This window comes from Photobacterium ganghwense (genome assembly GCF_017329545.1).
Taxonomy (GTDB): domain Bacteria; phylum Pseudomonadota; class Gammaproteobacteria; order Enterobacterales; family Vibrionaceae; genus Photobacterium; species Photobacterium ganghwense.
Genome location: NZ_CP071325.1, coordinates 2,477,203 through 2,491,346, shown reverse-complemented (window position 1 = coordinate 2,491,346; position 14,144 = coordinate 2,477,203). Strand labels below are relative to the sequence as shown.

11 protein-coding genes are annotated in these 14,144 nt (G+C 49.0%); 8 read left to right on the top strand and 3 right to left on the bottom strand.

Annotation, left to right across the window (positions count from 1 at the left end; genetic code table 11):
* Nucleotides 1-370 precede the first annotated feature (370 nt).
* Nucleotides 371-1,723, top strand: a complete 1,353-nt coding sequence (gene glmM, locus FH974_RS11290) for a phosphoglucosamine mutase (protein WP_107193806.1) — start codon at nucleotides 371-373, stop codon at nucleotides 1,721-1,723.
* Nucleotides 1,724-1,896: 173 nt separating this feature from the next.
* Nucleotides 1,897-2,325 (top strand): arsenate reductase/protein-tyrosine-phosphatase family protein, encoded by a 429-nt coding sequence (locus tag FH974_RS11285; protein WP_047883777.1) that lies wholly within the window; start codon nucleotides 1,897-1,899, stop codon nucleotides 2,323-2,325.
* Between the two features lie 78 nt (nucleotides 2,326-2,403).
* Here the strand turns inward: FH974_RS11285 and FH974_RS11280 are convergent, their stop codons facing one another.
* Together FH974_RS11280 and wecA are read right to left on the bottom strand one after the other, a co-directional pair.
* The gene (locus FH974_RS11280; protein WP_157038303.1) at nucleotides 2,404-2,580 is read right to left on the bottom strand and encodes a hypothetical protein; all 177 of its coding nucleotides are present in this window, start codon (nucleotides 2,578-2,580) and stop codon (nucleotides 2,404-2,406) included.
* Nucleotides 2,581-2,772: 192 nt separating this feature from the next.
* Nucleotides 2,773-3,912, bottom strand: coding sequence for a UDP-N-acetylglucosamine--undecaprenyl-phosphate N-acetylglucosaminephosphotransferase (gene wecA, locus FH974_RS11275; RefSeq protein ID WP_047883776.1), 1,140 nt, complete (start codon nucleotides 3,910-3,912; stop codon nucleotides 2,773-2,775).
* 289 nt (nucleotides 3,913-4,201) lie between these two features.
* Here wecA and FH974_RS11270 point away from each other — a divergent pair, with 289 nt between their 5' ends.
* From FH974_RS11270 to FH974_RS11260, 3 genes are all read left to right on the top strand, one after another.
* Nucleotides 4,202-5,608 (top strand): MBL fold metallo-hydrolase, encoded by a 1,407-nt coding sequence (locus FH974_RS11270; RefSeq protein ID WP_047883774.1) that lies wholly within the window; start codon nucleotides 4,202-4,204, stop codon nucleotides 5,606-5,608.
* Between the two features lie 323 nt (nucleotides 5,609-5,931).
* Nucleotides 5,932-7,098: a nucleotide sugar dehydrogenase gene (locus FH974_RS11265; protein WP_047883773.1), complete on the top strand. Its 1,167-nt coding sequence runs from the start codon at nucleotides 5,932-5,934 to the stop codon at nucleotides 7,096-7,098.
* Between the two features lie 311 nt (nucleotides 7,099-7,409).
* Complete coding sequence (locus FH974_RS11260; RefSeq protein ID WP_047883772.1) at nucleotides 7,410-7,784, top strand: hypothetical protein; 375 nt, start codon at nucleotides 7,410-7,412, stop codon at nucleotides 7,782-7,784.
* Between the two features lie 147 nt (nucleotides 7,785-7,931).
* On the opposite strand, the gene mnmC is transcribed toward FH974_RS11260, so the two are convergent.
* A complete protein-coding gene (gene mnmC, locus FH974_RS11255) occupies nucleotides 7,932-9,953 on the bottom strand; it encodes a bifunctional tRNA (5-methylaminomethyl-2-thiouridine)(34)-methyltransferase MnmC2/FAD-dependent 5-carboxymethylaminomethyl-2-thiouridine(34) oxidoreductase MnmC1 (RefSeq protein WP_207103715.1) in 2,022 nt (673 codons plus the stop codon).
* A 222-nt stretch (nucleotides 9,954-10,175) separates the two neighbouring features.
* Here mnmC and fabB point away from each other — a divergent pair, with 222 nt between their 5' ends.
* From fabB to FH974_RS11240, 3 genes are all read left to right on the top strand, one after another.
* A complete protein-coding gene (gene fabB / locus FH974_RS11250) occupies nucleotides 10,176-11,390 on the top strand; it encodes a beta-ketoacyl-ACP synthase I (RefSeq protein ID WP_047883770.1) in 1,215 nt (404 codons plus the stop codon).
* 458 nt (nucleotides 11,391-11,848) lie between these two features.
* Nucleotides 11,849-13,021 carry a 4-phosphoerythronate dehydrogenase gene (locus FH974_RS11245; RefSeq protein WP_207103282.1) on the top strand — a complete coding sequence of 391 codons (1,173 nt, stop codon included), beginning with the start codon at nucleotides 11,849-11,851 and terminating at the stop codon, nucleotides 13,019-13,021.
* Nucleotides 13,018-14,031: an aspartate-semialdehyde dehydrogenase gene (locus FH974_RS11240; RefSeq protein ID WP_047887542.1), complete on the top strand. Its 1,014-nt coding sequence runs from the start codon at nucleotides 13,018-13,020 to the stop codon at nucleotides 14,029-14,031. Before FH974_RS11245 ends, FH974_RS11240 begins: the two co-directional genes overlap by 4 nt.
* Nucleotides 14,032-14,144: the final 113 nt, after the last annotated feature.

Below are 14,144 nucleotides of genomic sequence, written 5' to 3'. Positions count from 1 at the left end.
TCATGTTATGGGGTATTTGCAAGTCATTGTAGTTAATATTGTGGCGGTCACTTCTCTTGTTATTCAATTTTAAAGATCCATAATGATTTACCGTCATAGTAAGTGGCATGTAATCTCAGCGATTCTAATGGAGATTCTAGGTCAGCCCCTCAATCAACACCTCATAAAACGAAATATAATTATAACAACCTATGTCGTTTTATTGTTTGTTGTAGCATTCCCTTATAGCCTTTGATTGGTAGTCTTCTGAACTACCCTAGTTGTAAGAAGTAGAATCGTCTATTGATACGTTAACTTCACTTCGTGTAGAGTGGCGCTTTGCATTCCCCTCAGATAAAATCTTTCCAACATTCCATTCATTCAGAACTACATAACGATGACAAGAAAATATTTTGGTACCGACGGCGTTCGCGGCAAAGTCGGAGAATACCCGATCACTCCTGATTTTGCCCTGAAACTGGGATGGGCGGCAGGGCGTGTATTATCACGTCTTGGCACGAAAAAAGTAATTATCGGCAAAGACACTCGTATCTCAGGCTACATGCTCGAGTCTGCGCTGGAAGCTGGCCTGTCAGCGGCAGGGATTAATGCGATTCTGACCGGACCACTACCCACACCTGCGGTAGCGTACCTGACCAAAACATTCCGTGCAGAAGCCGGTATTGTGATCAGTGCGTCACACAACCCGTTTTATGACAACGGCATTAAGTTCTTCTCCGCAGCTGGTGAAAAGTTACCTGATGATGTTGAGTTAGCGATAGAAGCTGAGCTTGATAAAGACATTGAGTGTGTAGATTCTCACCTGCTGGGTAAAGCAAAGCGCATGGAAGATGCGGCAGGACGTTATATTGAGTTCTGCAAAGGCACCTTCCCGTCTCAATATTCACTGGCTGGTTTGAAGTTGGTAGTTGACTGTGCGAATGGCGCGGCTTACCACATTGCGCCAAACGTACTCAGTGAGCTGGGTGCTGACGTTACTGTCATTGGTAATCAGCCAAACGGCGTGAACATCAATGAAAATTGTGGTGCAACCTCAATGGCCTTACTGCAAAAAACAGTGGTTGAATGCCAGGCCGATATGGGGATTGCGCTCGATGGCGACAGTGATCGCATCATGATGGTTGACAGCAAAGGCAACGTGATTGATGGCGATCAGATTTTATTTATTCTGGCTAAACAGGCGCTCATTAACGGCAACCTGAAAGGCGGCGTGGTAGGTACCCTGATGTCTAACATGGGCCTTGAAGTCGCTCTGGGTAAACTGGGTATCCCGTTTGTACGTGCCAAAGTCGGCGACCGTTATGTAATGGAGCAATTGCTGGAGAAAGATTGGTGGCTGGGCGGTGAGAATTCAGGCCATGTAATCTGTCGTAACCTTGTGACAACGGGTGATGCAATTGTTGCTGCGCTTCAAGTACTGAGTGTGGTATCTGAAACTGGTAAAACCATTGACGAGCTGGTATCGGAAATGCCGATGATGCCTCAGACGTTGGTGAATGTGCGTTTCAACAGTGAATCTGCTCCGCTTGAAAGTCAGGCTGTGATGGATGCTGTGAAAGATGCTGAAGCGGCGTTGAAAGTGGGCACTGACAACCCGGTAGGTCGTATTCTGTTGCGTAAGTCAGGTACAGAACCGCTGATTCGCGTCATGGCAGAAGCAAATTGTGTTGAACTGGCAGAGCAATGGGCAAACCACATTGCTGACGCTGTGAAAGCAGCATAAAGAACAGTACTAAAGAAAAGCGGAATCTTCGTAAGGGGATTCCGCTTTTTTGTTTCTTTTCATCCTAAAATGGAATGAGAAATAAGGCATATTATTTTGAATAAAACAGACGGAGCTGATTTAATATCTGTTCTCTTAAAATAGTATGTCATTACGTAAACAGGATATACGCAATGTTTAATAAAATATTGGTCGTTTGTGTTGGAAACATCTGTCGTTCACCTTCAGGTGAATACTTGTTAAAGCACTTACTTCCGGAAAAGCAGATTTCATCAGCGGGTGTAGGTGCGTTAGTCGGAAAGCCTGCTGATAAAATGGCAGCAGAGGTTGCATTGGAGCACGGTATCAGCCTGGAGGGCCATGAGGCTCAACAACTGACCAGTGATTTATGCCGCGATTATGATCTTATTCTGGTTATGGAAAAGGGGCATATCGAAGCTGTGACCAAGATTGCACCGGAGGCCCGAGGCAAAACAATGTTGTTTGGGCAGTGGATTGGCCAAAAAGATATTCCTGATCCTTATCGGCAAAGCCGAGAAGCTTTTGATTTTGCATATCAGTTAATAGATGATGCAGCGAAAGCGTGGGTAAAGAAGCTGTAGTTCAATGTGGTTCAATAGGTAAGCGGCGATTTATTTAAGAACCGCTTACCTATAAAACGTACTCATGAGTTGAAGTGTTCATATACTGTTTGTACGATCCTGTCTTCGCATTTCTTTAGCCATCTGATCATATTTTTCAAGTTCATCTAAAAAATTTGAAATAGTAATCAGAAAATACAATGTGCTATTAAATACCTTCGTGGTAATAAAACTGCCATGATGTTTTTGAGAGGGTGTAAGAAAATGGTTTTGCATGTGAACCTCCTAAAGCTTTGAATTATAAAGAGGGTAAAACCATAATTTCAGTATAGTCAGAAAGTTGGCACTGTGTGAATAAATGCATAGTCATATGTCATTTATGTGATAAAACGGGGTCAATTCATGAAAATAGGTCATTGGCAAAGGTGCAAATAATGAGAACTATGTAATGCTTTACATGTTGCTTGGCTATAGTTTGTAAATGAGTCGATATGCTTTTCGCAGGTTGTATTTAATCTGGAAAATATACTGAGTAATTAGAAAGTAGAATAGGAACACAACCATAAATATGACCAATTGTATTTCTTCTGAAATACCATTTACTTCAAAGTAAATACCCAAAATGGCTAGTATTGCTCCGATACTACAAATAAGTAGCGAAGTGAGCTGTGCATTTAGCCCTAGCCGAAGCAGAGTATGATGGAGATGGGTTCGGTCAGGCAGAAAAGGCGAAGATCCTCGACGTGTGCGTTGAACCATAACGGCAACCATATCCATCAAGGGTATAGCAATAATCCAAAGTGCGGTGACGGGTTTCAGAATGGCATCAATTTCAGTCGAGATAGTGTCAGCCGAGATAGTGTTAGCCGAGATAGTGTTAAAGTAAACGGAAGCTGAGTAATCCAGCGGCTGACTGCTGAGGATAAGGAGCCATACCAGGATAAAGCCCAGCAAAGTGCTACCGGCATCTCCCATAAACACTTTGTGTTTAGGGCGACAAAATATGCCCGTGTTGAGCAGAAGAAAGGGCACAGTCGCAACGACGATAATTGAGCAGAGGAAAACCATTTCACTTACGTCATGGATATAAAACAGATAACCTAGTGCGGTAAAACAGACAATAGTCATCCCCCCTAGCAGCCCGTCGACACCATCAATCATATTGAACGCATTGATCCCGCCAACGATAGCCAGCAAACTGATGATAGTGCTTTGAGAGTGAGACAGAACTACTTTTTCAGATCCTGTCAGGGAACCGAGCTCTGTAATGCGGCAATCACCATAATTTACCATCACATATGCCACACCACATTGAATCAATAATCGCAGTTTTACCTCAACGTTGTACTTATCGTCAGCTAATCCTGTAACAAAAAGAATACAGGCGCATGCCAGTACCGTATGCAGTTCAGGAATAGAAATGGGGTGTATCAACAGTGCAATAAGTAGAGTGAGAAAAATTGAAGCCCCACCACAAAGAGGTGGAGTGCCGGAATGCAGTTTTCTTGCTGATGGAATATCAACCCATTGGAGTCTTAGCGCAATTTTTCTAAAAATCAGCAAGTTGCACAGTGCGATGGCAAAAATAAAAAAGGGCAAAACGTCCATAACGACCTACAGGTGAACTATGGCGTTGCCTGACACATATGCTCTTAGTGTCATTCAACTGCTCAATAGAATTTTTATTGTTAATTTTGTTATTATTGTCACTATAGCCAAAGTTTTGACATTTTGGCTTTCATTTTTATGCCTGCAAATATTTAAAATGTGCGAAGAAGTAATATTCTGATTTTTAACGATACTTATTTCGTGAAGTGCATCGTGTAACCTTTTCTTCCGTATGTTGTTTTGGTGTGCGTTTGTCATTATTTCCTCATATTTATAAGAGGGTTGAACCGTGCAAATCATTCATCATGGTGCTTATTCTGGGGTAACCGGTTCCTGCCATGAATTGAGGGTAGGGAACTACGGCTTACTGGTGGATTGCGGAATTTTTCAGGGCGAGGAGGCGACTCGTTCTCTGGATATTGATTTCCCTATCAGTCATATCCGTGCGCTGTTGCTGACGCATTGCCACATTGACCATATCGGGCGCATTCCCTGGTTGCTTGCTGCCGGATTTCGCGGTCATATTTATGCCACAGAAGCCACAGCTGCGTTGCTACCGTTGATGTTGGATGACAGCTTAAAAATTCAGCTGAATCTGAACCAGGAACAACGGGCCCAGTTTATTAATCTGGTATCTTCATTGCTGAGACCAGTCCCGTTTGATTGCCGAGCATCAATAACATTTCCTGACGGTGAAAAACTCACTGCTGTATTCCGTCAGGCTGGGCATATCCTGGGTTCTGCTTACATTGAAATGACCCTTACTGATGGACATGTGGTGGTGTTTTCAGGAGATTTAGGTCCCTCTAATACGCCTTTGCTTGTTGACCCATGTCCGCCTAATCGTGCCGATACCCTTGTGCTTGAAACAACCTATGGGAACCGCCGGCATGATCGTATTCAGGACAGGTCACACCGTTTGGCGGCGGTCATTGAACGGTCATTAAAAGATGGTGGGGCGATTATTATTCCTGCTTTCAGTGTCGGCCGCACGCAAGAGTTGTTGTTTGATATTGAAGCGATATTGAGTGAGCTGACTCAACATCAGAAAGCCAATGGGCTTCCGCCTGTAGACTGGTCGCGTCTGCCTGTCATTCTTGATTCACCACTGGCAGATAAAGTGACGGAACAATACACGCTGTTTCAGCGCTTATGGGCAAAAGAAGCCAAAGAGAAGGTGATGCTGGGGCGACATCCCATGTCGTTCCGTCAGTTTGTCACCATCGATTCTCATGACGAGCATGAAGCCTTGGTAAACCGGCTGAAACAAAGCGGTGAGCCTGCGATAGTGATTGCGGCCAGTGGGATGTGCACTGGCGGCAGAGTCGTTAACTATCTTGAAGCGCTGCTGCCGGATTCCCGGACTGATGTCGTACTCGTCGGTTACCAGGCCAAAGGTACGCTGGGTAAAACATTGTTGTCCGGCGTCGAATCAGTCGAGATCAACAAACAGCAGGTGCCCGTTAATGCATCTGTTCATGAGTTATCAGGGTATTCAGCCCATGCTGATCAGAAAGATTTACTGGCGTTTGTGACAGCCATGGAGACGCCGCCCTCCGTCATCAGACTGGTGCATGGTGATGCGGATGCTCAGCACGCTCTGGCTGATGAACTCAGGCCATTGTTACCTGGCTGTGACATCATCATTACCGCTGATACGACGGAAAAAGCAAGCCATACCGCTGTCATCTCTTGATGATATGCTGGAGGTGCCGGTCTGTTTTAGTATTGGTTTTTGACTTGATTTTTTGACACCAGGTATCAAATGAAGGTGGAATTGGGTGTCGCCGGATTTTGTTGCTTTCTTAAGGCCTTGAAACATACAAAGCCATCGGTATTTCCGTGTTTAAATCATATATTTCGCTACTTTTGATTGTGCTGCGGCAATAAGCGTTGTTATTTCTATGCGGTTATTGACATACTTTGTCGAGCTATAGAATAAAGTTTCCTATAATGATTTGTGAATTATTGATTTTTCAGCTTTCTTGGCTGTCATCTTTGTGAGTTTGGATGAGTACAATGAAAATTACTGTTGCGGGTACAGGGTATGTAGGCCTTTCCAATGCTGTGCTGCTGGCACAGCATAACGACGTGACGGCACTGGATATCGTGCAGGAAAAAGTCGATCTGATTAACCGTTCGGTGTCGCCAATTGAAGACAAGGAAATTTCAGAGTATCTGTCGACGAAACCACTGAAGTTGACAGCGACGACAGATAAACAACTTGCGTACCAAGGGGCGGATTTTGTCATCATTGCGACCCCGACGGATTACGATCCGGTCACTAACTACTTTAATACCTCATCGGTTGAAGCTGTCATCCGTGATGTAATGGCGATCAATCCGGATGCGGTGATGGTCATCAAATCGACGGTGCCGGTTGGTTATACTCAGCGGGTGAAAACGGAGCTTGGGGCAGAAAACGTCATCTTTTCGCCTGAGTTTTTACGAGAAGGGCGTGCGCTGTACGACAATCTTTATCCTTCCCGAATCATTGTCGGTGAACGTTCTGAGCGTGCTGAAACATTTGCGGGTTTACTGGTACAGGGTGCCATTAAAACGGATATCCCGGTATTGTTTACCGATTCTACTGAAGCGGAAGCGGTAAAACTGTTCTCCAATACCTATCTGGCAATGCGCGTTGCTTATTTCAATGAGTTGGATTCTTACGCCGAAGCGCATGGGCTAGACAGCCGTCAGATTATTGAAGGGGTCGGGCTCGATCCACGTATTGGCAACCACTACAACAACCCGTCGTTTGGTTATGGTGGTTACTGCTTGCCAAAAGATACCAAGCAGCTGCTGGCGAACTATTCCAAGGTGCCAAACAACATTATCGGTGCCATTGTGGAAGCTAATCGTACCCGTAAAGATTTCATCGCCGATTCCATTCTCGCCAAGCGACCAAAAGTGGTTGGGGTCTACCGCCTCATCATGAAGGCCGGATCGGATAATTTCCGCGCTTCGTCTATTCAGGGCATCATGAAGCGGATCAAAGCGAAAGGGATTCCGGTGGTCGTGTATGAACCGGTCTTGAAAGAAGGCGAATTCTTTAACTCGGAAGTGATCACCGATCTGGCCGAGTTCAAGCAACGTGCTGATGTGATTGTGTCTAACCGCATGGCGGAAGAGCTGGAGGATGTGGCGGATAAGGTCTACACCCGGGATTTATTTGGTTCTGACTGAATCTATGAGCGGTGAGTCGTTGAGCCTTGAGACTCTGCTCTGGGTCTGAATAAGCACGGCTCAATCGATACCCTGAGCAACCCGTGTTTCTTTTCTTCTGACGGAAAGATAAACACGGGTTATTTTTTTGTGATTTTAAAAGTCTTTTGTTTTCTTGGCGTGCAAAGAAATCCCGCTTGAGTTTGACGGGGATTTCTCATTATTGAGCCGTGAAAGTGCGTCAGGACAAGGGATTTGAGCGGCTGAACCTGTTATCCCATCTATACTTACTGTCATATCAATAAAGCAATAAGTGTTGTTTGGGGATGTCTATGAAATGCTCAATTATTGCGATGATCGCATCAGGCATACTGAGTCTGTCAGCTCTTGCGGCGGATGTTTCGCCGGGAACCTCTACGTATGGATCCGCCAGTGCCACGCCGCCGAGAACAGCACCGCCTGCGCCTACGTCAGCTTCAACGACGTCGAGTTCTGCCACCTCAAGCCAATCTGTGACGACGAGTCAATCAGCGGCGAGTTCCAGTGGTAAGGCCGCTGGCATTGATACGGCACTGGCCGCTTCGGCGGGGGGCATTACCGCGACGGTACTGGCGGTTGGTGCTGCGGCGGTAGTCATCGGGGTCGCCTTGTCTGACAGTGGAGGCGGTGATGATCCGGCTCCACCGGTAACGGTGCAGGCGGAGTAACCTGACGCATTCCCAGTGCTGGGCCGATTGGTTGAAAATCAGGTATAAACCGGTAAAAAAAGCGAGAGGCAATGCTTCTCGCTTTTTTGGTTTGGGCGACAGTCAGCTGTGATAACGGCTCAGTAGGCTTAGTTCAATCAACCTAACTCAGTCCACTTTCTTGCCTTTGACCAGCTTTCTGACCCACATCCGTCCCGGGTGCAGGGCTTCCAGCACGCTGTTAGGCAGCGGTAATGGGTCGCCACAAATTTGTGATGCCAGCACTTCGCCCAGTAGCGGTGAAGAACTTAACCCGCGCGATCCCAGACCTACCATGGCATACAGGTTCGGGTAGACCGGGACGGCTTCCGCGCAATCCTGTTTCTCTCTCAGGTCGGCGTATTGGCTGAGCACATCGTCATAGCGACAGACATCGCCCACGAAGGGCAAATGGTCACGGCTGGCGCAACGTACGCCAACCCGGGCGTTATCGTCTGACATATCAATCGCAGTTGGCCAGTCAGCTTCCGGTAGGCAGTCAACCAGTCGCTGTTTGTTGTCGGCATGTTCTTCGGCAGAGAATGTCAGATCCGTGCTGCCACGGCGGTAACTGGCGCCGATGCAGTGGTTATCATCGTGAGCCGGGGTCAGATAGCCGTCATAGCACAGCACCGTTTTCAGCTTACCCAGTGACGGATTTGTCGGTACATGACTGACTTGTCCCCGCACTGAATAGGCTGGAATGGCCTGGGTCTGGGCAAACTCAGCAAATCGATGACCGTTTGCGACGATGACACACTGATGCTCATAGCGGTGGTTGTGCTGGTCGGTCAATGTCCAGCGCTCATTGTCAGCGTCGAATGTCAGATCCTGAATGTCCGTTTCCGGTTTCAAGGTTAACAATCCGGAGGCTTCTGCTTGATTCAACAGGGCGCGGGTCAAAGCCTGCGGGCACAGCCAGCCTCCTAACGGATAATGAACACTGCGATGACCGCTTGGTACGCCGGTAACCCGCGCCGTTTCCTCTTCGTCCAGTGCACGAATCAGCTCGGTTGGGAAGCCGCCACTGATCATCTTATCGAGTTTGTCGGTGGCATTGTCATTCCATGCCAGCTGAGTGACGCCACACCAGCTGTGGGGAAAGGCCATTTCCGTGGCCGCCTGTTCGACAAACTGGCGGGCATACAGGAAAGCCGGTGCAAAGAAGCGCGACAGGTCGTCGTTCGAACCATTGAGCAACGGATAAACCGCCCCCTGACGGTTGCCAGATGCGCCTTCCGCAGGAAGTGCTTCGGCGCAGTACAGTGTGGTGTGAATACCGCGACGGGCAAGCGCAATCGCCGTGGTGGCGGAGCCGATTCCACCGCCGATAATGGCAATATCCAGACTGCCTGAATCCCGATTAGCGGATGCCGCGCGACGGGCAAACCACGGTTTGGTATTACCGCGGTATTTACGTTCAGAAACCTTACCGGCCAGCATGTCACGTTTGGTGCCAAAGCCTTTGACTTTTTGCATGTCAAAACCGGCGTCGATCAGGCCGCGGCGAACAAAACTGGCAGCGGTAAACGTCGCCGTAGTACAGCCAACCCGAGCCAGTTTGGCCATGCCGTCAAACAGATTCTGGTTCCACATCTCCGGGTTTTTGCTTGGCGCAAAGCCATCAAGGAACCAGGCATCGACGATACCTTCATCATTCGTCCATACTTGAGGCATACAGTCTTTGATATCGCCGAACCACAGATCCAGCGTGATCATGCCGTCTTCCAGAACGATTCGGTGGCAGTCGGCAACAGCTGGTGGATAGTGGACGTGAAGCTGCTTAGCCAAGTCAGCCAGCTCGGGCCAGGACTGGTGCGCTTTTATTAGGTCGTCGCGGGTGACCGGGAACTTCTCAAAGCTGATGAAATGCATCTCTTTGAGAGTGGCATTAGGGTTCGCTTGTCGAAAAGCCTTGAACCACTGCCAGGCGGCCAGAAAGTTCAGCCCGGTGCCGAAGCCGGTTTCAGCGATTACAAAGCGGCGACGGTCGAATTCCGTCCAGCGCTCAGGCAGGCCGTTTTGTCGGAGAAAGACGTAACGGGTTTCTTCCAGGCCATTTGCATTGGAAAAATAGACATCATCAAAGTCGTTAGAGACCGGGGTACCGGCGTCGTTCCAGTCCAGTACCGCATTTTCGATGCGTGGCACGGATGAGACTGATGTTTTTGCTGTGTCAGACAAGGGAGAAACCTCATGGTTGGTCAAACAGGTGATAACGCGCCTGATGGTAAATTGAGCTGGCGAATCAGCACCTTTTGGGTGAATCGGGTCAAATTGTCGGTGATTGTACCCGATCAAGAGGAAAGCTGACCACTTTTGGCAATTAAACCCGCTATTATCGTCAGCGTTAAATGACAGTAGGAATTCATCATGAAACGAGCCGTAATTACAGGCATGGGTATTGTATCCAGCATTGGTAACAACGTTAAGGAAGTGCTGGAGTCTTTGAAAACGGGTAAATCCGGTATTAATTTCTCCGAACAGTTCGCAGAGATGAAACTGCGCAGCAATGTTTGGGGCGACTTGAAAATGAACCCGTCAGAGCATATCGACCGTAAAAAAATGCGTTTCATGGGCGATGCCGCAGCCTTTGCGTATCTGTCTATGGAGCAAGCGATTGAAGATGCTGGCCTGACAGAAGACCAGGTATCGAATGACCGTACCGGTTTGGTTGCAGGTTCTGGTGGCGCTTCGTCTCAAAATCAGGTTGCTGCGGTGGACATTCTGCGCGAAAAAGGCGTGAAGCGTGTTGGCCCTTACATGGTGCCACGTACCATGTCTTCCACAGTTTCGGCTTGTCTGGCGACGCCATTCAAGATCCGTGGTGTGAACTACACCATGAGTTCAGCGTGTGCAACATCGGCACACTGTATCGGTCACGCCCTGGAGCTGATCCAACTGGGTAAACAAGACATCGTTTTTGCCGGTGGCGGTGAAGAGCTGGACTGGACCCTGACCATGATGTTTGACGCCATGGGTGCCCTGTCGACTAAATACAACGACGACCCAAGCAAAGCATCCCGTACTTACGATGCAGACCGTGACGGTTTTGTTATCTCTGGTGGCGGCGGCATGCTGGTGGTTGAAGAGCTGGAGCATGCTCTGGCGCGTGGTGCCAAAATTTACGGCGAAATCGTCGGTTACGGCGCGACCTCCGATGGCTACGATATGGTTGCGCCATCTGGCGAAGGTGCGGTGCGTTGTATGAAGATGGCCATGGCGGATCTGGATGCCCCGGTTGACTACATCAACACTCACGGTACTTCTACCCCAGTAGGCGACGTGAAAGAACTGGGTGCGATTCAGGAACTGTTTGGTTCAAACAGCCCGGCGATTTCTGCGACTAAAGCCATGACGGGTCACGCCCTGGGTGCGGCTGGTGTGCATGAGGCGATCTACTCGACGCTGATGTTGAATCACGGCTTTATCGCACCAAGCATCAACATTGATAACCTGGATCCGGCTGCAGAAGGCCTGGATATCGTGACGGAAACCCGCGAGCAGGAACTGAAGACCGTTATGTCTAACAGCTTTGGCTTTGGCGGTACGAACGCGACACTGGTGATCAAAAAATACGAAGGCTGAGTAGCCTGAGAAATATCGGGGAGGCGCATGATGTCATGTGCCTTTTCGAAAATGAATCAGTGCAATAAAAGGATTTTTCCAGGAGACGGCACTGGCGAGCGGCTTAACTGACAGGCTTTTGCGGAGACTGAATCATGTAAAGCGAATGCTTGCCAGTGCCTGAAACAGACGCGACATCAGAACAAGGCATGGTATGTTCTTTTGCGGGGGCTGTCTATGATCTATTCTGGTGTTTTAAACCTAGATATTTGCCCGACAGGCTATTGTCGGGCTTTTTTGTTTGTATCACTGTTACCGATCGTAACCCGTTCTTCTTCTCTCTGTTCATCGTTTTCCGGGTACTACCGCTTGACACGCCTGCCACGTTTTTGAATTATCTCGACACTCGACACTCGACACTCGACACTCGACACTCGACACTCGACACTCGACACACCGAATAACACTAGGATCGATTCATGAAAATCCTCATAGACGAGAACATGCCTTACGCCGAAGCGCTTTTCAGCGAATTGGGTGAGGTGATCAGCAAGCCGGGACGCACCATGACCGCGGAGGATCTGGTGGATGTAGATGCCCTGATGATCCGCTCTGTCACCAAAGTGAATGAAGCGTTGCTGGCAAAGGCCAATAAACTGAAATTTGTCGGTACAGCCACTGCGGGTCAGGATCATGTTAATGATGCGCTGCTGGCAGACCGGGGGATTTTCTTCACGGCGGCACCGGGCTGTAACAAAGTGGGTGTGGCTGAATATGTGCTGAGCAGCCTGATGGTGCTGGGGCAGCAACAAGGCTTCTCTCTGTTCGACAAAACCGTCGGAATTATCGGCGCCGGTAATGTCGGTAGTTATCTGGCCAAGTGCCTGGATGCACTGGGAGTTCGCTATCTGCTTAATGACCCGCTGAAAGCGGAGCAGGGTGATCCCCGATCGTTTCATAGTATCGAAGAGCTGCAGGCGCAGTGTGATGTCATCACGACGCACACCCCCATTACCCGGGAAGGCCGTTACCCGACTCATCATCTGGTGGATGAGGCATTTCTTGCTGCGCTGAAGCCGGGAGCGATTCTGATTAATGCTGCCCGCGGACCTGTAGTTGATAATCAGGCCCTAAAACGCGCGCTGCAAGCCAGCCAGATCGGTGAAGGCAAGCATCTCACAGCAGTATTGGATGTGTTTGAGCACGAACCGCAGGTCGATCTGGACTTGCTGCCGCTGCTGGCATTTGCTACCCCGCATGTCGCCGGGTATGGCCTGGAAGGAAAAGCGCGTGGCACAACCATGGTGTACAACAGCTTTTGCGAGTTTCTGGGTGTCGACAAGCAAGTGGAAGCGGCGAGCCTGTTGCCGACCGCTCCGGTTCCGTATGTGACCCTGAGCGGCAAATGGGATGAGCCAACGTTATTCAGCCTGACTCAGCTTGTCTATGATGTGCGTCGTGATGATGGCCTTTTCCGTCGTGAAATGTGCGCCACGCAAGCCGGAAGTCCTGAAATGGCATCCGCTTTTGACAGAATGCGTAAAAATTACTGGGATCGACGGGAATACAGTGCGATTACAGTAGCGGGCGAGCCCCATTTTGGGTTAGAGTCGCTGGCTGATTTAGGTTTTACAGTAGAGGAAAGGCCATGAGCCAGGAATTTGATATCGCGGTATTGGGTGCGACCGGTGCTGTCGGTGAAACCATTGTTGAAGTTCTTGAGGAACGCAAATTCCCTGTTCGCAATCTCTATTTGCTTGCCTCTGAGCGCAGCGCGGGTAAAACCGTGCGCTTCAAAGGCAAAAATGTACGTGTGACCAATGTTGAAGACTTTGACTGGGGACAGGTGCAACTTGCTATTTTCTCTGCCGGTGCGGAAGCGTCAGACTATTGGGCACCGATTGCGGCTGACCAAGGTGTGGTTGTAATCGACAATACCTCCCGCTTCCGTTATGACTACGATATTCCACTGGTGGTGCCGGAAGTCAACCCGCACGCCCTGGCGGATTACCGTAACCGCAATATTATCGCCAACCCGAACTGCTCGACGATCCAGATGCTGGTGGCGCTAAAGCCTATCCATGATGCGTACGGTATTGAGCGCATTAACGTTGCGACTTACCAGTCCGTTTCCGGCACGGGTAAGAAAGGCGTCGATGAGCTGGCTGGCCAGACGGCACGCCTGCTAAACGGTCTGCCGGCGGAAAACAAAGTATACGACAAGCAGATCGCGTTTAACTGCCTGCCGCATATCGACCAGTTTATGGATAACGGCTACACCAAAGAAGAAATGAAAATGGTGTGGGAAACCCAGAAAATCCTGGGTGATGAAACCATCCGTGTTAACCCGACCTGTGTTCGAGTGCCGGTGTTTTACGGCCATGCTGAGGCCGTGCACGTGGAAACCCGTCAGCCGGTCAATGTGGAAGAAGCGCTTCACCTGCTGGAAAACGCTGAAGGTATCGAACTGTTCCACGGCAATGACTACCCGACGCAGGTTAGCGATGCGACTGGCAAAGATCACGTCATGGTGGCCCGTGTCCGTGAAGATATCAGCCATCCTTGCGGCCTGAACATGTGGGTTGTTGCCGATAACGTGCGAAAAGGCGCGGCGACGAACAGTGTCCAGATTGCAGAAAAGCTGATCGAAGAATACCTGTAAGTCAGGTTTACTCACGGGGAAGTATTCCTCGTCGTGATTACGCATTGTGATGCATTTTTGTTAAGAGTCCATGCCAGGCGGCATGGACTTTTTTATTGGCTGAACATACTGAT